Source organism: Streptomyces sp. DSM 110735 (genome assembly GCF_016482685.1).
In the GTDB taxonomy this organism is placed as follows: Bacteria; Actinomycetota; Actinomycetes; order Streptomycetales; family Streptomycetaceae; genus Streptomyces.
In genome coordinates this window covers 174102-192122 of the sequence record NZ_JACYHF010000010.1, presented here as the reverse complement: position 1 = coordinate 192122, position 18021 = coordinate 174102, and the positions used below count along the sequence as shown (strand labels likewise).

The window sequence follows — 18021 nt, the reverse complement described above, 5'->3', positions numbered from 1 at the left end:
GATATAAGGAACCCGTGAGAACCGGGGGGTTTGGCGGGGCTCCGGGGCGTGGTGTAGACCAGTCTGCGGACCAGCAGCGGTTCCGATGGGTTCGGATCAGGGAGAAGGAACATGGCCACCAAGGCTGAGAAGATCGTCGCCGGGCTCGGCGGCATCGACAACATCGACGAGATCGAGGGCTGCATCACCCGTCTGCGGACCGAGGTCCACGACGCCTCCCTGGTCGACGACGCCGCCCTGAAGGCCGCGGGCGCCCACGGTGTCGTCAAGATGGGCAACGCCATCCAGGTCGTCATCGGCACCGACGCCGACCCGATCGCCGCGGAGATCGAAGACATGATGTGAGCCGACCGGCTCGCCGCGCAGGGGCTCCTTCCCTCCCGACCGGGAAGGAGCCCTTCGTCGCGCCCGCGGGGGAAAGGGACCCCGCCCGCGCCCGATAGGGTCGTCCCCATGTCTCGCATCGACGGCCGCACGCCCGAACAGCTCCGCCCGGTCACCATCGAACGCGGCTGGAGCAAGCACGCCGAGGGCTCCGTCCTCGTCTCCTTCGGCGACACCAAGGTCTTCTGCACCGCCACCGTCACCGAAGGCGTCCCCCGCTGGCGCAAGGGCAGCGGCGAGGGCTGGGTGACCGCCGAGTACTCCATGCTGCCCCGCTCCACCAACACCCGCGGCGACCGCGAGTCCGTGCGCGGCAAGATCGGCGGTCGCACCCACGAGATCTCCCGCCTCATCGGCCGCTCCCTGCGCGCCGTCATCGACTACAAGGCGCTCGGCGAGAACACCATCGTCCTCGACTGCGACGTCCTCCAGGCCGACGGCGGCACCCGCACCGCCGCCATCACCGGCGCCTACGTCGCCCTCGCCGACGCGATCGCCTGGGCGCAGGCCAAGAAGCTCGTCAAGCCCGGCCGCAAGCCGCTCACCGGCACCGTCAGCGCCGTCTCCGTCGGCATCGTCGGCGGCGTCCCGCTGCTCGACCTCTGCTACGAGGAAGACGTGCGCGCCGAGACCGACATGAACGTCGTCTGCACCGGCGACGGTCGCTTCGTCGAGGTCCAGGGCACCGCCGAGGCCGAGCCCTTCGCCCGCGACGAGCTGAACGCCCTGCTCGACCTCGCCGTCACCGGCTGCGACGAACTCGCCCTGCTCCAGCGCGCCGCGCTCGAGACCACCCTCGGCGCCTAGGGCCCTAGGCAAAGCGGCGGTCAAAACAGGGGGGGGGCGCCGGGCAACCCCCGCTCGCCCCACGGCGTCTGTGACGGTACGGGCGCGCGGCCGAAAGACCGCGCGCCCGGCCAGCCGTACCAGGGGAGGAGCACGACATGGCCGCCGGCCGCCGCCGTACCACCGCCATCGCCGCCGCACTGGCGGGCGCCGCGCTCACCGCCGGGCTCGTCGGCGGCTGCGGCGCCGTGGACAAGGCACTGGACTGCGTGCGGACCGCCGACTCCGTCGCGGACAGCGTCACCGACCTCCAGCAGGCGGTGGAGAACGCGAGCGACGACCCCACCCAGGCCGACGCCTCCCTCGACGCCATCCAGAAGGACCTCGACCGGATCGGCGACCGGACCGACGACGCCGGCGTCAACAAGGCCGTCGACCACCTGGACCGCGCCGTGGCGGGCGTCCGCCGGGCGATCAAGGACGGCGACGCCACCCCGGACGTCACCCCCGTCACCGACGCGGCGGGCGAACTCACCAAGGTCTGCACGCCGTAAGGGCGTTGAGCCACGGGGCTCAGTGACCCCGGTGGCGCTCCCGCTGCTCCTCGCGGCGGGCGCAGCGCCGCTCGTGCCGCTCCTGACGGCGCAGGTCCCGCTCCTGGCGGCGCAGCTCCTTCAGGCGCAGCCGCTCGGCCCGGGTCACCTTGCGCTCCACACTGACCCCGCCCCAGAAGGCGAACCCGCTGATGATCACGCGGGGCGCCCCGGGCTCGCCCGGCTCGTCCCACTCGGGGTGCTCGAAGCCGCCCATCACGCCGATGCCGCGCACATGGACCTCGACGCCCGGCGGGACGGTGATCTCCATGCCGCCCAGCACCGCTACGCAGTTGATCTCGACCTCGCGGTCCGCGAAGTTCGCCTCGCGCAGGTCGATCTCGCCGCCGCCCAGGAACGCGAAGCAGGTGAACTTCTTCGGCACCGTCCAGCGCCCCTTGCGCTGGAAGCCCGACAACACCGCCACCGCACCCGTCGAGGAACCCTCCCCGCCGGTGATCCGCGACGCCCAACTCCCCTCGGGGACAGGCTGCTTGACGAACGACACGGGCGACGGCGCCGCCACCCCCGCCACCGGAAGATCCCGGGTCAGCGGGGTCAGCTCGCCGTACGTACGCGCCGTGTACGCGCCCTCAAGACGCTCCTCGAACTCCTGCATGTCCAGGCGTCCTTCGGCCAGGGCGTCGCGCAGCACCTCGGCGACGCGCTCACGGTCCGCGTCGGAGGCCCTGAGGTCCGGGACGGCATCGGGAGAGCGAAGGTCCGGAACAGCGTCGTCGGTCATGACAGCAGACTACGAGACCGCCTTCTCCGCGTACATCTTGGCGATGACCGACTCGATGTCGGGTTCGCGCACCGAGAGGTCCACCAGGGGATAGACCGCCGCCAGATGCGCCACCAGCGGCGCCGCCGACTGCCCCGCCGGGAACGCCAGCCACTGCCGGGGACCCTCCACCCGGACCACCCGCGCCGAGGGCACCTCCACCGGCGGCAGCTCCCGCTCCAGGTCCACCACCAGCGTCCGCTCGCCGTCCGCCGCCTCGTGCAGCCCCGCCAGCGCGCCGTCGTACATCAGCCTGCCGTGGTCGATCACCATCACCCGCGAGCACAACTGCTCGATGTCCTGGAGGTCGTGAGTGGTCAGCAGGACCGTGGTGCCGCGCTCGGAGTTCAACTCCTTGAGGAATCCCCGGACTTTCGCCTTCGAGACGACATCCAGACCGATCGTCGGCTCGTCCAGGTACAGCACCTCGGGGTCGTGCAGCAGGGCGGCGGCGATGTCGCCGCGCATCCGCTGGCCCAGGGAGAGTTGGCGTACCGGAACATCCAACAGGTCCTGGAGTTCGAGGAGTTCGACGCAGCGGTCCAGGTTCTCCCGGTAACGGGCGTCCGGGACGCGGTACATGCGGTGCGCCAGCCGGTACGAGTCGATCAGCGGCAGGTCCCACCACAGCGTCGTACGCTGCCCGAACACCACCCCGATCCGGTGCGCGAGGCGCGTCCGCTCCCGCGACGGGTCGATCCCGGCCACCCGCAGCCTGCCCGCGCTCGGCGTCAGGATGCCGGTCAGCATCTTGATCGTGGTCGACTTCCCGGCGCCGTTCGGACCGATGTACCCCACCATCTCGCCGCGCGCCACGGTGAACGACAGCGAGTCCACCGCCCGCACCTCGCGCCGCTCCCGCTTCAGGAACCCGGTCTTCCTGCGCACCTGGAAGACCTTCTCGACCTTCTCCAGCGCGATGAAATCAGCGTCCGCCATCCGCTAGCTCCCTGTGCTCCGATACGAACGAAGTCCCGCCCGCCACGCCAGCCCCGCCAGCGCGCAGCAGCCCACCGCGACCGGCAGCGGCGCGAACGCCACCCACGCCGGAAGACGCAGCGGATACGGCCGCCCCAGCACATAACAGGCGGGCAGCCAGTTGACGAAGGCCAGCGGCAGCACGAACGTCACCCCGCGCACCAGCTCCCGCCCGAACACCGTCGGCGGGTACTGGAGCAGCGTCGTACCGCCGTAGGTGAACGCGTTCTGCACCTCCGAGGCGTCCTGCGCCACGAACTGGAACGCCGCCCCCGCCACGAACACCGCGCAGAAGATCCCGAACCCGCTCACCACCGTCAGCGGCAGCAGGATCAGCTTCGGCGCCGTCCAGTCGACGTCCAGCTCTGCCAGCGACCAGCCGAGCACCAGCGCGCCCTGCGTCACCCGGCCAAGGCGCCGCAGCGCGAACTTGTCCGCCGCCACCTGCGCGAGGACCGGCGCCGGGCGGACCAGCAGGGTGTCCAGCGTGCCGTCGCGCACCCGGCGCCCGAGGCGGTCCATCGAGCCGATCGCCAGGTCGGCCAGACCGAAGGACAGCCCCGACAGCCCGTACAGGAACGCCACCTCCGGCAGCGTCCAGCCGCCCAGCTTCTCCACCCGCGAGAACATCAGCATGATCGTCACGAAGTCGAAGGAGGTCGCCGCGAAGTTCCCGAACGCGGTCATCGCGAAGGACGCGCGGTACGCCATCGTCGAGCGCAGCCACATGCCCGCCACCAGCCGGTAAGTGCGGGCGCCCTCCCGCACCCGCCCCACGGTGTCCTCAGCCACCCTGGACCACCACCCGCCGCGTCGCCGCCGACTGCAGCAGCCTGCCCGCGCCGAGCAGCGCCACCGCCCACGCGCCCTGGAAGAGATACGTCCCCAGCGGGTCCGCCCGTCCCAGCAGCACGTCCGCCGGAGCCTGAAGCAGCGAGGACCACGGCAGCGCGCGCACGACCTCGCCGAGCGCGCCCGGGAACACGTTCAGCGGCAGCAGCATCCCCGAGCAGAACACCCCGGCCAGCCACGCCATTTGAGCCATTCCGACCCCGTCCATGAGCCAGAACGCGCTCAGCGCGACGAGATAGCGGATGCCGAAGCCCACCAGCATCGCCAGCACGACCGCGACGAGGAAGGCGAGCCACGTGCCCGCGTCCGTGGGCAGATACGCCGGGTAACACAGGACGCCCACCACGAACGGCACGACCCCGCGCCCCAGCAACTGGAAGAACGCCCGCCCCAGATCCGTGGCCAGCCACCACAGTTGAAGATCCGCGGGGCGGTACAGGTCGATCGCCACATCACCCGTACGGATGCGTTCCATCAACTCCTCCTCGGCGCCCCCGCCGCCGATCGCGAGCGTCGACAGCAGCGCCTGCCCCAGCCACACGTACGTCACGGCCTGCGCCTCGTCGTACCCCCCGAGGTGCGGGCGGGCGTCCCACAGGGCGCGATAGGTGGAGACGATGACGAGTCCGAAGACCGTGTTGGTGAACACCCCTGCCGCAGTGGCTGCCCGGTAGGTCGCGTACCGTCTGAATCCCCCTGCTGCGACGGCCGCGTACAACCGTCCCGCGCTCACGTCGGTCCACCTCCTGGACTCTTCGACACCGAAGCGCAGGAGCCTAGTCCGGAGGCCCGGCGACCGGCCACGCATTTTCCGTGCCGGAAGCGTGCCTGAATCCGGGAACGGAACGCCAGGTGCGAGAGTCTTCAAACTGGGGGCGCAGGTAGGCGTACGAGGCGTACGGAAACGTACGACGCGAAACAGGAGTCCGTGCACGAGATGAGCGACGAGCAGCCGCATCGGCCGACCGAGGGCGGGGCGCCCGGCGCACCGCAGCCGGCTGAGGGGCCCGAACCGGGCCACCAGGCGAAGCCGGTCCCCCGGACCCCCGGGGGTCCGGGGGGCGGGACGGCCGAGGGGGACCAGCCACGTGACGCGGGCGATTCCCCTGCGGGGCGCCCTGCCGGAGGTACGGACCGCCCGGGTCCGACTTCCGACGCGGGGCGCCCGGGGCAGGGTGGACGGCCGGGCGAGGGTTCCGGTGCGGGGCGTTCCGGGGCGGGGCGTCTGTCGGGCGACGGCTCCGGTGCGGGTCGTCCCGGTCAGGGTGGCCAGCCGGGTCAGGGTTCCGGTGCGGGTCGCCCGTCGGGCCAGGGTTCCGGTGCGAGTGGTCCGGGGCAGGGCAGCCAGAGCGGTCAGGCCGGTGGTCCGGGTCGCCCGACACAGGGTGGCCAGGCTGGCGGCGCGGACGGCGCGCGTTCGGGCGGTCAGGCTTCCGGTGCGGGGCGCCCCGGTCAGGGCGCGGGCGCCGATTCTCCGGGTCGGGTCGCTCAGGCGGGTCAGCCCGCCGGTACGGGTCGGAGTGGTCAGTCGAACCAGGCGGGGCAGGGCGGACAGCCGGGCCAGGCTTCTGGTGCGGGCGCTCAGACCGGTGGTCCGGGTCGTCCGGCACAGGGCGGTCAGACCGCCGCCGACCGCGCGTCTTCGCAGGGCTCCGGCGCGGGTCGTCCGGGCCAGGGTGCTGGTCAGGTCGGCGGTTCGGGTGGTTCCGGCCGCGAGGGCCAGGGCGCTCAATCCGCTGGCGCCGACCGTCAGGGCCAGGAGCCGTCGGCGGCTCGTACTGCCGACCGTCCGGGCCGGACCGGCCAGGCGCCCCAGGGCACCGGTGCCGAGCGCTCGACGCAGGGCGGCCGGGCGGACCAGCTCGGCGGCGCGAGCCGTCCGGGCCAGTCCCCGTCCGGCGGCGCGGGTCGCCCCAGTCAGACCGGTGACGCGTCCCGTTCCGCGCAGGGTGGCCAGACGTCCCAGGGGACTGGTGCCGAGCGCTCGACGCAGAGCGCCCAGGCGTCCCCGTTCGGCGGCGCGAGCCGTCCCGACCAGGGCTCCGGTGCCGAGCGTCCGGCTCAGGGCGGCGGCGCGTCCCGTCCTGGCCAGACCGGCCAGACCGGCGGAGCCTCCCGTCCCGCTCAGGGCGGCGGTCAGGCAGCCCAGCTCGGCGGCACGTCCCGCACGGGCCAGACCGGCCAGACCGGCGGCGCCGCCGGTCAGGGACCCGGTGCCGACCCCTCCGGGCGCCCCAACCAGGCTCCCCAGTCCGGCCGTTCGGCCTCCGGTGCCCCCGGTGCCAAGCAGGGCACCGCCCAGACCCCCTCCGTCCCCGGACCTCGTTCCGGTGCCGAGGAGACGCCCGCTGCCGAGAGCACGCAGGTGCTCCGGCGGATCAAGGCGCCGCAGGGCGCCAAGGGCGGGAACCAGAGCGAGCCCCCGCCCACCGAGAGCACCCAGGTGCTGCGGCGGATCAAGGACCCCAAGGGCGAGCCGCCCGCAGACGAGCACACGCAGGTGCTCCGGCGCGTCAACGCCCCCCGCCAGGGGGACAAGCAGCCCACCACGCCCGCCGCCCCCACCGTCACCGGCACGGGAAGCGCCGCCGCGGCCACCAGCGTCATCCCCCGTACCTCGGACACCGCCCCGGAGACCACCACCGCAGCCAGCGGCAGCGGTAACGGCAGCGGTAACGGCAACGGCAAGAAGCCCAAGCGCACCGGCTGGCGCCGCTTCGTCCCCGGCTGGCGCCTGATCCTCGGCACCGTCGTCGTCGGCGCACTGCTGCTCGTCGGGCTCTTCTTCCTCGGCTACTCGATGGTGAAGATCCCGCCCGCCAACGCCCTCGCCACCAAGCAGAGCAACGTCTACCTCTACGCCGACGGCTCCCAGCTCGCCCGCGACACCCGCGACAGCCAGGTCAACCGCGAGAACGTCAACCTCTCCGAGGTCTCCAAGAACGCCCAGCACGCCGTACTCGCCGCCGAGGACCGGGACTTCTACACCGAGCCCGCCGTCGACCCCAAGGCGATGCTCCGCGCGGGCTGGAACATGGCCACCGGCAAGGGCAAGCAGTCCGGCTCCACCATCACCCAGCAGTACGTGAAGAACTACTACCTGGCGCAGGAACAGACCCTGACCCGCAAGGCGAAGGAGTTCTTCATCTCGGTCAAGCTCGGCCGCGAGAAGTCCAAGGACGAGATCCTCCAGGGCTACCTCAACACCAGCTTCTTCGGCCGCGGCGCCTACGGCATCCAGGCCGCCGCCCAGGCGTACTACGGCAAGGACGCCGTCAAGCTCGACGCCGCCCACGCCGCCTACCTCGCCGCGCTCGTCAACGCGCCCAGCGAGTACGACGTCGTCGCCCACCCCGAGAACAAGCCCGCCGCCGTGGCCCGTTGGAACTACGTCCTGGACGGCATGGTCAAGAAGGGCTGGCTGTCGCAGTCCGAGCGCACCGGACTGAAGTTCCCCATGCCGAGGGAACAGACCATCTCCACCGGTCTGTCCGGCCAGCGCGGTTACCTCGTCGAGGCGGTCAAGGACTACCTCACCGACCACCACATCCTCACCAAGGAGCAGATGACGCGCGGTGGTTACCGCATCACGACCACCATCCAGAAGGACAAGCAGGACGACTTCGTCAAGGCCGTCGACGACCAGCTCATCTCCAAGCTGAACAAGAACAACAAGGCCGACACCTACGTCCGCGCGGGCGGCGCCTCCGTCGACCCCAAGACCGGTCGCGTGGTCGCGCTCTACGGTGGCATCGACTACCTGAAGCAGTACACCAACGGCGCCACCCGCGGTGACTTCCAGGTCGGCTCCACCTTCAAGCCGTTCGTGTTCACCTCGGCGGTCCAGAACGGCTCCACCACCCAGGACGGCAAGCCGATCACCCCGAACACCTACTACGACGGCACCAACAAGCGCCCCGTACAGGGCTGGAGCGGCGGCGCCTACGCCCCGGAGAACGAGGACCAGAAGTCGTACGGCCAGATCACCGTCCGCAAGGCCACCGACCTCTCCGTGAACTCGGTGTACGCGCAGATGGCCGCCGACGTCACCGGCGCCAAGGTCAAGAAGACCGCGATCGACCTCGGCATCCCCGCCGACACCCCCGACATGTACCCCTCGCCGTCCATCGCGCTCGGCACCGCCAACGCCAGCGTCCTGGAGATGGCCCAGGCGTACGCCACCCTCGCCAACCACGGGCGGCACGGCACGTACACGCTCATCGACAAGGTCACCAAGGGCGGCAACCCGGTGACCCTCCCCGGCGGGCAGTCCAAGCAGGTCGTCAGCCGTGAGGCAGCCGACACCACCACCTCCGTGCTCCGGAGCGTCGTCGAGACCGGTACCGCCATGGCCGCGAAGGCAGCGGGGCGCCCCGCCGCGGGCAAGACCGGCACCGCCGAGCGCGACACCGCCGCCTGGTTCGCCGGGTACACCCCCGACCTGGCCACCGTGGTCGCGGTCATGGGCCAGGACCCGGTCACGGCACAGCACCAGCCGCTGTACGGCGCGCTCGGCCAGCCCCGTATGAACGGTGGCGGTCCGCCCACCGCGATCTGGGCGCAGTACACGAAGGACGCCCTCAGCGGGAAGCCCGCCGCCACCTTCGACCTGGACCTCCAGCAGGGCGCCGAGGTCGAGGCACCCGCCACCCTGGCGCCCACCGAGCCCGGCACCGACGCGGGCCAGGACGGCGGCACCGCCACCGGCACGCCCAGCCAGGGCGCCACGCCGACCGACGGCGGCCAGACCGGCGGCGCCGCCACCGGCACGCCCACCGACGGCGGCGCGACCGGCGGCACCCCGACCGACGGCGGCGCCACCGGCGGCGCCCCCACCACCGGCGGGGCGGCGACCGGCGGAGACGCCGCGGGCGGCGCGGCCACCGGCGGCACCCCCGGCGGCGCGACCGGCGGTGACGCCACCGGCGGCGGTGGCGCGGCCGACGGCGGCGCGGGCGGTCTCCCGGCCGGGCTCGGCGGTCCGGCGCTGAACGGGCGCCGCGACTGACGCCCGTACGGCCGCACGGCTGTACGACTGCATGACTGCACGACGGAGGGGCTGGTGACCAGGTCACCAGCCCCTCCGTCGTATCAGCGGGTCCTACAGGTACAGCCCCGTGGAGTCCTCCGACCCCTCGAACCGGTCGGCGGCCACCGCGTGCAGATCACGCTCGCGCATGAGCACGTACGCCACCCCCCGCACCTCGACCTCGGCCAGGTCCTCCGGGTCGAACAGCACCCGGTCACCGGGCTCCACCGTCCGCACGTTCTGCCCGACCGCCACCACCGCGGCCCAGGCCAGCCTGCGCCCGACCGCCGCCGTGGCGGGGATCAGGATGCCGCCGCCCGACCGCCGCTCGCCCTCACCGGTCTCCTGCCGCACGAGAACCCGGTCGTGCAGCATCCGGATGGGCAGCTTGTCGTGGTGGGGCGTGCTCTGCTCGTCTCTGTTGGCGCTCACACCCCAGAACCTACCCGCCGCGGCTCAGCGCCTGCGCCGCCGGGTCGCGCCGACCACGACCAGACCCACCGCGCCCGCCACGATCAGCGCGGCGGGCACGATCCGCTCCATGCGGGGCGCGCCGTCGTCGTCCACGAACTGGTCCCGTACCTCGGTCATCACCCGGTTGGCCGTGACGAACGCCTGGCCGAAGACGTGGTCGAGGTTGGCGACGGCCTTCGCCTTGGCATCGCCGACGATCGTCTTGGGGTGCACGCGCACCCCGATCTCGTCGAGCGTCTCGGCCAGCACTTCACGACGGCGCTTGATGTCCGCCTCGATCTGCGCCGGTGTTCTGGTGTCCGACGTCTCCGCCACCGTACGGCCTCCGAAGTCTGCTGATGCTTTGTGGTGAACAGTCTGTCAGTTCCTGGCCGCTCCGCACGGCGAGGGGCCCCGGTCCGTCCGATTAGGCTGGCGGGATGAGCGAGCGACTCCAGCCCGGGGACCCGGCCCCGGCCTTCACCCTCCCCGACGCCGACGGCAACGAGGTGTCCCTGGCGGACCACAAGGGCCGCAAGGTCATCGTCTACTTCTACCCCGCGGCACTTACCCCCGGCTGCACCAAGCAGGCGTGCGACTTCACCGACAACCTCGCGCTGCTGGCCGGCGCCGGCTACGACGTCATCGGCATCTCCCCCGACAAGCCGGAGAAGCTGGCCAAGTTCCGCGACGCGGAGTCCCTGAAGGTCACCCTCCTGGCCGACCCCGACAAGCAGGTCCTGGAGGCGTACGGCGCCTACGGCGAGAAGAAGCTCTACGGCAAGACCGTCGTCGGCGTCATCCGCTCCACGGTGATCGTCGACGAGAACGGCAAGGTCGAACGGGCCCTCTACAACGTCAAGGCGACAGGTCACGTAGCGAAGATCATCAAGGACCTGGGCATCTGACCCCACCCCGCCCCACGAACGGCCCGCCCCGGACCCTTCCGGCGCGGGCCGCACTTCTCTCCGCCCCCCCGCTTTCCGTTTTCCGTGCGCGACCGTCCGATAACCGGTTCGTTAGTCCAAGCGGGCGACGAACGTGCGGCCGGGGCGGAGGGGCTGGAGGTGGATCCGAAGAGCTGGAAGCGGCGGTACGTCCACGAGCGGATGAAGAAGCTCGGGGTGGACGTCTCGCACTTCGAGCGTGAGGGAGCCAAGTGGACCAAGCAGGTCCTCGAGCCAGTCGTCGCTCGGTCGAAGAGTGTCAACGAGGTCCTGCGGCGGCTCGGGCTCGACTTGGTGGGCGGCAACCACACGAACATCTCCCGTCGGATCAAGGCCTACGGCATCGACACGTCGCACTTCACGCCGTTGGCCCCCAGGGAGAACCAGAGGCGCGGCCGGACCGGCGTGCAGCTCCTGGCCGAGGACACGTCGGCACACGCCAGACGCATCCCGAGCAGTCGGCTCAAGAAGGCGCTGCGCGAGCTGGGCGTGGAAGAACGGTGCGCCTTGTGCGGTATCGAGCCGGTGTGGCTCGGCGAGCCGCTCCCCTTGGAAGTCGACCACATCGACGGCAACTGGCGCGACAACCGCATCGAAAACCTGCGTCTGCTCTGCCCCAATTGCCACTCCGCGACGGACAGCTACCGGGGCCGGGGAAAGGGGCGCTCCTCGTGAGCAGCGGTGTGCGGTACACCCGAGAGCGCCTGGCCGAAGCCGCAAGGCGGTGCTCAGACATCGAGGAGGTCATCGTCTTCCTCGGCGCCGGTTCGTATGGCGGCCTGCGCCGATACCTCATGAGGCGCTTCGCTCATTTCGGTATCGACGTCTCTCATTTCCCGCCCTTCGGAAGGCGGGGGCGACCCACACCCGAGGAGTTGCGCGTGGCGGTCGCCGCATCGGCTTCTCTCACCGAGGTGCTCCGCCGTCTGGGCCGGAAGAACAACGGCACACAGCGAGCGAACCTCCACCGGTGGATCGCCGAGGACCGTCTGACGACCGCGCACTTTCTCGGGCAGGCTCACCAGCGAGGAAGGCCGGCGGTCAATGCCCGGCGGGCACAGGACGTTCTGGTCCGGCACGACGGCGGGCAGCGCATCGCAACCAAGAGCCTGCGTCGCGCGCTTCACGAGGTTGGCACCCCTGATCGCTGCGCGAAGTGCGGTGTTGGTGCCGAGTGGATCGGCAGACCCATGACGCTGGAGGTCGATCACATCAACGGGGACTGGCGGGACAACCGCCGCGAGAACCTGCGTCTGCTGTGTCCCAACTGCCACGCGATCACGGCCACCTGGTGCCGAGGTGGTCGGCGACGGCATACTTTTCCCCGGTAATGTATGGCCGAGGCAGGCGCCCGTACGCCAACGGCCGAGCGGCGATCTTTAGGTGGTCGTGTTTGTCGGTTCGAATCCGACCGGGCGCACAGGAAAACGGAGTCCCGCACCTTCGAATCGAAGGCGCGGGACTCCGTCGTGAACTCAGCCCAGCAGCTCCCGCACCACCGGCACCAACGCCCGGAACGCCTCCCCCCGATGGCTGATCGCGTTCTTCTCGTCCGCCGACAGCTCCGCGCACGTCCGGGACTCGCCCTCCGGCTGGAGGATCGGGTCGTAGCCGAAGCCGTTCGTGCCGGACGGGGTGTGGCGCAGGGTGCCGCGGAGCTGGCCTTCCACCACGCGCTCGGTGCCGTCCGGCAGGGCGAGGGCGGCGGCGCAGGCGAAGTGGGCGGCGCGGTGTTCGTCCGCGATGTCGGAGAGCTGGGCGAGGAGCAGGTCCAGGTTGGCCCGGTCGTCGCCGTGGCGGCCGGCCCAGCGGGCGGAGAAGATGCCGGGCGCGCCGTTCAGTACGTCCACGCAGAGACCGGAGTCGTCGGCGACGGCGGGCAGACCGGTGGCCTGGGCGAGCGCGTGCGCCTTGAGCAGCGCGTTCTCGGCGAAGGTGACGCCGGTCTCCTTGACGTCCGGCACCTCCGGAAAGGCATCGGCGCCGATCAGCTCATGGGGCAGTCCGGCTTCGGCGAGAATCGCCCTCAGCTCGGTGATCTTTCCGGCGTTACGGGTGGCGAGGATCAAGCGGGTCATGGGGTCAGTATTCACGCCCCCGACGCCGGCCTTGCCCGGCCCCCTGCGGCGCGGGTGCCCGTAGGACGGCACCCAGAGCCGCACCCGCGAGCCCCCGAACCCCCGGAGGGCTAAAGCTCCGCCTGCCCCGCCCCCCGCAGCATCCGCAGGTCGAAGACCTCCGCCATCTTGTGGAAGCCCAGGTCGCTGGGGTGGAGGTGGTCGCCGGAGTCGTACTCGGGGCGGAGGTGGTGGGGGGCGTAGGGGTCGCGGAGGGCGGCGTCGAAGTCGACGACCGCGTCGAAGACCTTGCCCGCGCGGATCTGGGCGTTGACCTGCTGGCGGACGACCTCGCGGGAGGGCGTCCAGCCGAGGTGTCCCTGGAACGGCATCAGCGTGGCGCCGACGACCTTCAGCCCGCGGGCGTGCGCCTGGCGGACCAGCGTGCGCAGACCGTCGGCGATCTTGTTCGGGTCCGCCCGGCGCGGGTTGCGCAGGATGTCGTTGATGCCGAGGTCGATGATCACGACCTTGGTGTTGGGGCGGCCGAGCACGTCCCGCCCGAAGCGCCCGATGCCGCTGGGGTTGTCGGCGGGGCGCCCGAGACCGTCCGCGAGGACCTGGTTGCCGCTGATGCCCTCGTTGACGACGGTGTACCGGGGCAGATTGTCCCCGCTCTCCACGGCCGCGCGCAGCCGCTGGGAGAGCGCGTCGGGCCAGCGCCGGTTGGCGCCGATCGTGGAGGTCAGCCCGTCGGTGATGGAGTCGCCGAAGACGACGGCGGTGCCGTCCGCCTCGTGGCTGATGACGTCCAACGCGGTCAGGTACCGCCAGAAGGGCGTCTGCGCGGTGTACGGCGTCCCGGTGGCGTCCTCGGTGCGGTCGCCCGCCGCGATGTACGAGAGCTGCCGGGCGCGCGGGTGGTAGGTGACCGGACCGGAGGGGGTCGGGGAGTACGTGGTGACCAGCACGTCCGTGTCGTGCGGGATGTTCACCCGCACCGCGTCGCTGGTGATCTGCTCGCCCGCCGGGATGACGACGCTCGCGGCGCCGTTGAAGCTGAGCCGCCGCATCGTTTCCGCACGGGCGGCGGCGGTGTTCTGGCCCGCGGAGACGGCGAGCGAGGCGTGCGTGATGGTCAGCGGGGTCTGGCCGTAGAGGTTGGACAGCGTGATGCGGGCGCTCGTACCGCCCGTGCCCACGTGCACGACGTTGCGCACCGAGCGCCCCGCCATGCCGAGGGTCTCGGTGCCGGGCTCGGCGCCCGCGGGCGCGGCGGACCAGGCTCCGACCCAGGTCCCCGTGGAGGCGGGGGCGACGGTGGAACCGTGGTGGGGGCCGCTGTCGGCGACCGTGCCGCGCGTGGTGTCCTCACCGCGTGTCGTCGTGACGTAGATGACGCCGGACAGGATCACGACGAGTGCGGCGAGCGCACTGAGCAGGGCATAACCGTGGCGCTTGGTCACGCTGGTGCTGATCTCCTCGGGGCCTGGAGCCGGGGGCTCCGCTTCCAAAGATCCCATGATGGGCCATGGGACCGACGGGGTTGACAGGACCCTGCCCGAACCACCCCTCTGACAGACGTGAGGAACCCGTGTTCCGTTCCTGAAGTCCCCAGGAAGGGACAATGTGTGTGCGAGATCACCGGACGGGTGGAGCGAGATGGAACACGCGGAAGAGGACAGGCCGGACGGCGGGGGCGGCGCCCCGGGCGGTACGGCTGGTACGGGCGCTACGGCGGGTACGGACGGTACGGCTGGTACGCCCGGCGCTGTCGGCGCGGTCGGACAGCGGCGGCCGGGCGGCGCGGCGTCGTACCGCACCATGACCGCCTTCACCCCCGCCGACGAGGAACGGCGGCGCGGGGTACGGAACATGAAGCTCACCGCGACCGGGATGCTGCTGTTCGTCGCGGTGGTCTACGTCCTGGCCACCTGGGCGGAGCACGCGGGCGCGGGTCCCTGGTCGGGGTACGTCGCGGCGGCGGCCGAGGCGGGCATGGTGGGCGCGCTCGCGGACTGGTTCGCGGTGACCGCGCTGTTCCGGCACCCGCTGGGGCTGCCCATCCCGCACACCGCGATCATCCCGACCAAGAAGGACCAGCTCGGGGTGTCGCTGGGGGAGTTCGTGGGGGAGAACTTCCTCTCCCAGGACGTCGTACGGCAACGTCTGCGCGCGGTCGGCATCGGCAGCCGGCTCGGCGCGTGGCTCGCGGAGCCGGAGAACGCCGACCGGGTCACCGCCGAGCTGGCCACCGCGCTGCGCGGCGCCCTGACCGTGCTGCGCGACTCCGACGTGCAGGCGGTGGTGGGCGAGGCGATCACCCGCCGGGCGGACTCCCGCGAGATCGCCCCGGCGGTGGGCAAGCTGCTCGACCGGATCGTCGAGGACGGCGGGCACCGGCGTGTCGTGGACCTGGTGATCTCCCGCGCCCACGACTGGCTGGTACGGCACCGCGACGATGTCATGGTCGCGGTGGAGGGCGGCGCGCCGGGCTGGACCCCGCGTTTCGTGGACCGCAAGGTCGGCGAGCGGATCTACAAGGAACTGCTGCGCTTCGTCACCGAGATGCGCGAGATGCCGACCCACCCGGCGCGGGGTGCGCTGGACCGTTTCCTGGTCGACTTCGCCTCCGACCTCCAGTCCGACACCGAGACCCGGGCGCGGGTGGAGCGGCTCAAGAGCGAGGTGCTGGGGCGGGGCGAGGTGCAGGACCTGATCGCGTCCGCGTGGACGGCCGTGCGGTCGATGATCGTCGCGGCGGCGGAGGACGAGCGCAGCGAGCTGCGGCTGCGGGTGCGGGCGGGGCTGATCTCGCTCGGGACGCGGATGGCGACCGAGCCGAAGATGCAGGAGAAGGTGGACCGCTGGGTGGAGGGCGCGGCGGTCCACGTCGTCACCACCTACCGCGACGAGATCACCTCCCTGATCACCGACACGGTGGCGGGCTGGGACGCGGAGCACACGACCCGCAAGATCGAGGCGCACATCGGGCGCGACCTGCAGTTCATCCGGATCAACGGCACGGTGGTGGGGTCGTTGGCGGGGCTGGTGATCTACGCGGTGTCGCGGGGGTTGGGGGCGTAGGGCTGCGCCGCTTCGGCGGGGGTGGGGTGCGGTGGGTTGGTATGCCGGGGGCGAGCTGTTGTTGGGCGAGGATGCGGGGCGGGGCGTTGGCTTGGGTGGAGGCGCCGCTGTCGGTGGTGCGGGTCAGGGCTTTTGCCCGGGTGGGGTGCCGTTGCCAGGGGTGCGGGGCGGGGGATTGCCTCGGGCGGGGGAGTCGCTGGCGGGGGAAGCGGGTGGAGCCTTGGCTCGGGTGGAGGTGTCGGTGACGGGAGAGTGGGCCGGGGCCGTAGGCGTCGACCGGGGGTTGGGGTCGTAGGGTCTGCGCGGCTTCGGCGGGACGGGGGTCATAGCCCTTGGCCGGGGGTCGTAGCCGTTGGTCGGGCTGGCATGTGGGCGTGGGCGACGCTGAACGGGTGATCGTCGGGCCTGTTTCCTTCCGGCCGGGGAACCTGGATCTGCACCTTCGACGAGGAGGCAGCAGCCCATGAGCCGAGCCGAGACACCGGCGTCCCGCCGTACCGCTCCCACGATCACCACCGACATCCCCGCGAGGCTGGACCGGCTGCCCTGGTCCCGCTGGCACTGGACCATCGTGGTCGGTCTGGGCACCGTATGGATCCTGGACGGTCTCGAGGTCACGGTCGTCGGCAACATCGCGAGCCGGCTGTCGGAGCCGGGCAGCGGGCTGACGATCTCGTCGGGGCAGGTCACGGGCGTGGCGGCGGCGCTGTACGTGGCGGGCGCGTGCATCGGCGCGCTGTTCTGGGCGCGGCTGACGGACCGGTTCGGGCGCCGCAAGCTGTTCATGATCACGCTGGCGGTGTATCTCGCGGCGACGGCGCTGACCTCGCTGTCGACCGAGGCGTGGTGGTTCTTCCTGTTCCGCTTCCTGACGGGCTTCGGCATCGGCGGGGAGTACGCGGCGATCAACTCCGCGATCGACGAACTGATCCCCTCCGAGCACCGGGGGCGGGTCGACCTGATCATCAACGGCAGTTTCTGGCTGGGCGCGGTGGGCGGTTCGCTGCTGTCGATCCTGGCGCTGGACACGGCGTTCCTGCCGGAGAACCTGGGCTGGCGGCTGACGTTCGCGCTGGGCGCGGTGCTGGCGCTGGTGATCCTGCTCGTACGCCGTCACGTACCGGAGAGCCCGCGCTGGCTGCTGATCCACGGCAGGGACCGGGAGGCGGAGGAGATCGTCGCGGGGATCGAGCGGAGGATCGAGGCGGACAGCGGCGAGCGGCTGCCGGAGCCGTCGGGGCGCCTGGAGATCCACCAGCGCGGCACGGTGACCTTCCGGGAGATCGCCCACACCCTCTTCGCCCGCTACCGCAGGCGCGCGATCCTCGGCTTCTCTCTCTTCATCGGCCAGGCGTTCCTCTACAACGCGATCACCTTCGGTTTCGGCGCGATCCTGACGAAGTTCTTCGACGTCCCCTCAGGGCGGACCGGCTACTACTTCGCCGTCATCGCCGTAGGCAATTTCTTCGGCCCCCTCCTCCTCGGCAAGCTCTTCGACACGGTCGGCCGCCGGATCATGATCTCCTCGACGTACCTGCTCTCAGGAGTGCTCCTCTTCGGCACCGCCTGGCTCTTCGACCGCGGCGTCCTGAACGCGGCGACCCTGACCGCCTGCTGGTGCGCGGTCCTCTTCTTCGCCTCCGCGGGTGCCTCCAGCGCCTACCTCACCGTCTCCGAGATCTTCCCCATGGAAACCCGCGCGATGTCGATCGCCTTCTTCTACGCCCTCGGCACCGCGGCGGGCGGCATCAGCGGCCCCCTCCTCTTCGCAGACCTGACGGCCACGGGCCACGTCGGCGACACGGTCCTCGCCTTCCAGATCGGCGCGGCGCTGATGTGCGTGGCGGGGCTGGTGGCGGCGGCGCTGGCGGTGAACGCTGAGCGGCGGGGGCTGGAGGATGTGGCTGCGCCGCTGACTGCGGTGGGTGGGGGTGGGGAGGAGAAGTGAGCCGGGGGAGGGCGCAGGCTGGGGCCGACGGGTGACGGGGTGCGGCCCCCACCGCCCTAGGCGGGAAGGCCGCCCGGCGACGCGCCCCCTCGGCGGGACGACCCTTGACCCGGCCGGCCTGCG

At 71.6% G+C, this 18021-nt stretch carries 17 protein-coding genes and 1 tRNA gene; 10 read left to right on the top strand and 8 right to left on the bottom strand.

Annotation, left to right across the window (positions count from 1 at the left end):
- Positions 1–111: 111 nt before the first annotated feature.
- The 3 genes from IF655_RS17970 (at position 112) to IF655_RS17960 (ending at position 1724) form a co-directional block, all read left to right on the top strand.
- Positions 112–345 (top strand): glucose PTS transporter subunit EIIB, encoded by a 234-nt coding sequence (locus IF655_RS17970; RefSeq protein WP_199585825.1) that lies wholly within the window; start codon positions 112–114, stop codon positions 343–345.
- Positions 346–453: 108 nt separating this feature from the next.
- A complete protein-coding gene (rph, locus tag IF655_RS17965; RefSeq protein WP_199585824.1) occupies positions 454–1191 on the top strand; it encodes a ribonuclease PH in 738 nt (245 codons plus the stop codon).
- 137 nt (positions 1192–1328) lie between these two features.
- Positions 1329–1724 (top strand): hypothetical protein, encoded by a 396-nt coding sequence (locus IF655_RS17960; protein WP_199585823.1) that lies wholly within the window; start codon positions 1329–1331, stop codon positions 1722–1724.
- A gap of 19 nt (positions 1725–1743) precedes the next feature.
- On the opposite strand, the gene IF655_RS17955 is transcribed toward IF655_RS17960, so the two are convergent.
- The 4 genes from IF655_RS17955 to IF655_RS17940 are packed head-to-tail and all read right to left on the bottom strand — an operon-like array spanning position 1744 to position 5110.
- Entirely contained in the window at positions 1744–2508 is a 765-nt protein-coding gene (locus IF655_RS17955; RefSeq protein ID WP_199585822.1) for a DUF1707 domain-containing protein, read from the bottom strand.
- Positions 2509–2517: 9 nt separating this feature from the next.
- Positions 2518–3486 carry an ATP-binding cassette domain-containing protein gene (locus IF655_RS17950; RefSeq protein ID WP_199585821.1) on the bottom strand — a complete coding sequence of 323 codons (969 nt, stop codon included), beginning with the start codon at positions 3484–3486 and terminating at the stop codon, positions 2518–2520.
- 3 nt (positions 3487–3489) lie between these two features.
- Positions 3490–4254, bottom strand: a complete 765-nt coding sequence (locus IF655_RS17945) for an ABC transporter permease (protein ID WP_206776048.1) — start codon at positions 4252–4254, stop codon at positions 3490–3492.
- 55 nt (positions 4255–4309) lie between these two features.
- Complete coding sequence (locus tag IF655_RS17940) at positions 4310–5110, bottom strand: ABC-2 family transporter protein (RefSeq protein ID WP_199585819.1); 801 nt, start codon at positions 5108–5110, stop codon at positions 4310–4312.
- Positions 5111–6742: 1632 nt separating this feature from the next.
- Here IF655_RS17940 and IF655_RS17935 point away from each other — a divergent pair.
- The gene (locus IF655_RS17935) at positions 6743–9385 is read left to right on the top strand and encodes a transglycosylase domain-containing protein (RefSeq protein ID WP_199585818.1); all 2643 of its coding nucleotides are present in this window, start codon (positions 6743–6745) and stop codon (positions 9383–9385) included.
- Between the two features lie 93 nt (positions 9386–9478).
- Here IF655_RS17935 and IF655_RS17930 read toward each other — a convergent pair whose 3' ends face one another.
- Both IF655_RS17930 and IF655_RS17925 read right to left on the bottom strand, forming a co-directional pair.
- The gene (locus IF655_RS17930) at positions 9479–9781 is read right to left on the bottom strand and encodes a co-chaperone GroES (protein WP_135788791.1); all 303 of its coding nucleotides are present in this window, start codon (positions 9779–9781) and stop codon (positions 9479–9481) included.
- An 81-nt stretch (positions 9782–9862) separates the two neighbouring features.
- The gene (locus IF655_RS17925; protein WP_199585817.1) at positions 9863–10195 is read right to left on the bottom strand and encodes a DUF3618 domain-containing protein; all 333 of its coding nucleotides are present in this window, start codon (positions 10193–10195) and stop codon (positions 9863–9865) included.
- Between the two features lie 104 nt (positions 10196–10299).
- Between IF655_RS17925 and bcp the strand changes: the two genes are divergently transcribed.
- The 4 genes from bcp to IF655_RS17905 all read left to right on the top strand — a co-directional run bounded on the left by bcp (position 10300) and on the right by IF655_RS17905 (position 12226).
- Entirely contained in the window at positions 10300–10767 is a 468-nt protein-coding gene (gene bcp / locus IF655_RS17920) for a thioredoxin-dependent thiol peroxidase (RefSeq protein ID WP_199585816.1), read from the top strand.
- 99 nt (positions 10768–10866) lie between these two features.
- Positions 10867–11481 (top strand): HNH endonuclease signature motif containing protein, encoded by a 615-nt coding sequence (locus IF655_RS17915; RefSeq protein ID WP_307814960.1) that lies wholly within the window; start codon positions 10867–10869, stop codon positions 11479–11481.
- The gene (locus IF655_RS17910) at positions 11478–12137 is read left to right on the top strand and encodes an HNH endonuclease signature motif containing protein (RefSeq protein ID WP_199585815.1); all 660 of its coding nucleotides are present in this window, start codon (positions 11478–11480) and stop codon (positions 12135–12137) included. The genes IF655_RS17915 and IF655_RS17910 overlap by 4 nt, the downstream gene beginning before the upstream one ends.
- Before the next feature lie 16 nt (positions 12138–12153).
- Positions 12154–12226, top strand: a tRNA-Leu gene (locus tag IF655_RS17905).
- A 55-nt stretch (positions 12227–12281) separates the two neighbouring features.
- Here the strand turns inward: IF655_RS17905 and rdgB are convergent.
- Positions 12282–12884, bottom strand: a complete 603-nt coding sequence (rdgB, locus tag IF655_RS17900; protein ID WP_199585814.1) for an RdgB/HAM1 family non-canonical purine NTP pyrophosphatase — start codon at positions 12882–12884, stop codon at positions 12282–12284.
- Between the two features lie 110 nt (positions 12885–12994).
- Positions 12995–14329, bottom strand: a complete 1335-nt coding sequence (locus IF655_RS17895; RefSeq protein WP_199585813.1) for an SGNH/GDSL hydrolase family protein — start codon at positions 14327–14329, stop codon at positions 12995–12997.
- 196 nt (positions 14330–14525) lie between these two features.
- Between IF655_RS17895 and IF655_RS17890 the strand changes: the two genes are divergently transcribed.
- A complete protein-coding gene (locus tag IF655_RS17890) occupies positions 14526–15950 on the top strand; it encodes a DUF445 domain-containing protein (RefSeq protein WP_199585812.1) in 1425 nt (474 codons plus the stop codon).
- Between the two features lie 463 nt (positions 15951–16413).
- Entirely contained in the window at positions 16414–17898 is a 1485-nt protein-coding gene (locus IF655_RS17885; protein WP_199585811.1) for an MFS transporter, read from the top strand.
- The last annotated feature ends 123 nt before the right edge of the window (positions 17899–18021 follow it).

Coding starts and splice junctions, on each gene's coding strand:
- IF655_RS17970 (WP_199585825.1), top strand. CDS start 112: ATGGCCACCAAGGCTGAGAAGATCGTCGCCGGGCTCGGCGGCATCGAC.
- rph (WP_199585824.1), top strand. CDS start 454: ATGTCTCGCATCGACGGCCGCACGCCCGAACAGCTCCGCCCGGTCACC.
- IF655_RS17960 (WP_199585823.1), top strand. CDS start 1,329: ATGGCCGCCGGCCGCCGCCGTACCACCGCCATCGCCGCCGCACTGGCG.
- IF655_RS17955 (WP_199585822.1), bottom strand. CDS start 2,508: ATGACCGACGACGCTGTTCCGGACCTTCGCTCTCCCGATGCCGTCCCG.
- IF655_RS17950 (WP_199585821.1), bottom strand. CDS start 3,486: ATGGCGGACGCTGATTTCATCGCGCTGGAGAAGGTCGAGAAGGTCTTC.
- IF655_RS17945 (WP_206776048.1), bottom strand. CDS start 4,254: ATGTGGCTGCGCTCGACGATGGCGTACCGCGCGTCCTTCGCGATGACC.
- IF655_RS17930 (WP_135788791.1), bottom strand. CDS start 9,781: ATGCTGCACGACCGGGTTCTCGTGCGGCAGGAGACCGGTGAGGGCGAG.
- bcp (WP_199585816.1), top strand. CDS start 10,300: ATGAGCGAGCGACTCCAGCCCGGGGACCCGGCCCCGGCCTTCACCCTC.
- rdgB (WP_199585814.1), bottom strand. CDS start 12,884: ATGACCCGCTTGATCCTCGCCACCCGTAACGCCGGAAAGATCACCGAG.
- IF655_RS17890 (WP_199585812.1), top strand. CDS start 14,526: ATGGAACACGCGGAAGAGGACAGGCCGGACGGCGGGGGCGGCGCCCCG.
- IF655_RS17885 (WP_199585811.1), top strand. CDS start 16,414: ATGAGCCGAGCCGAGACACCGGCGTCCCGCCGTACCGCTCCCACGATC.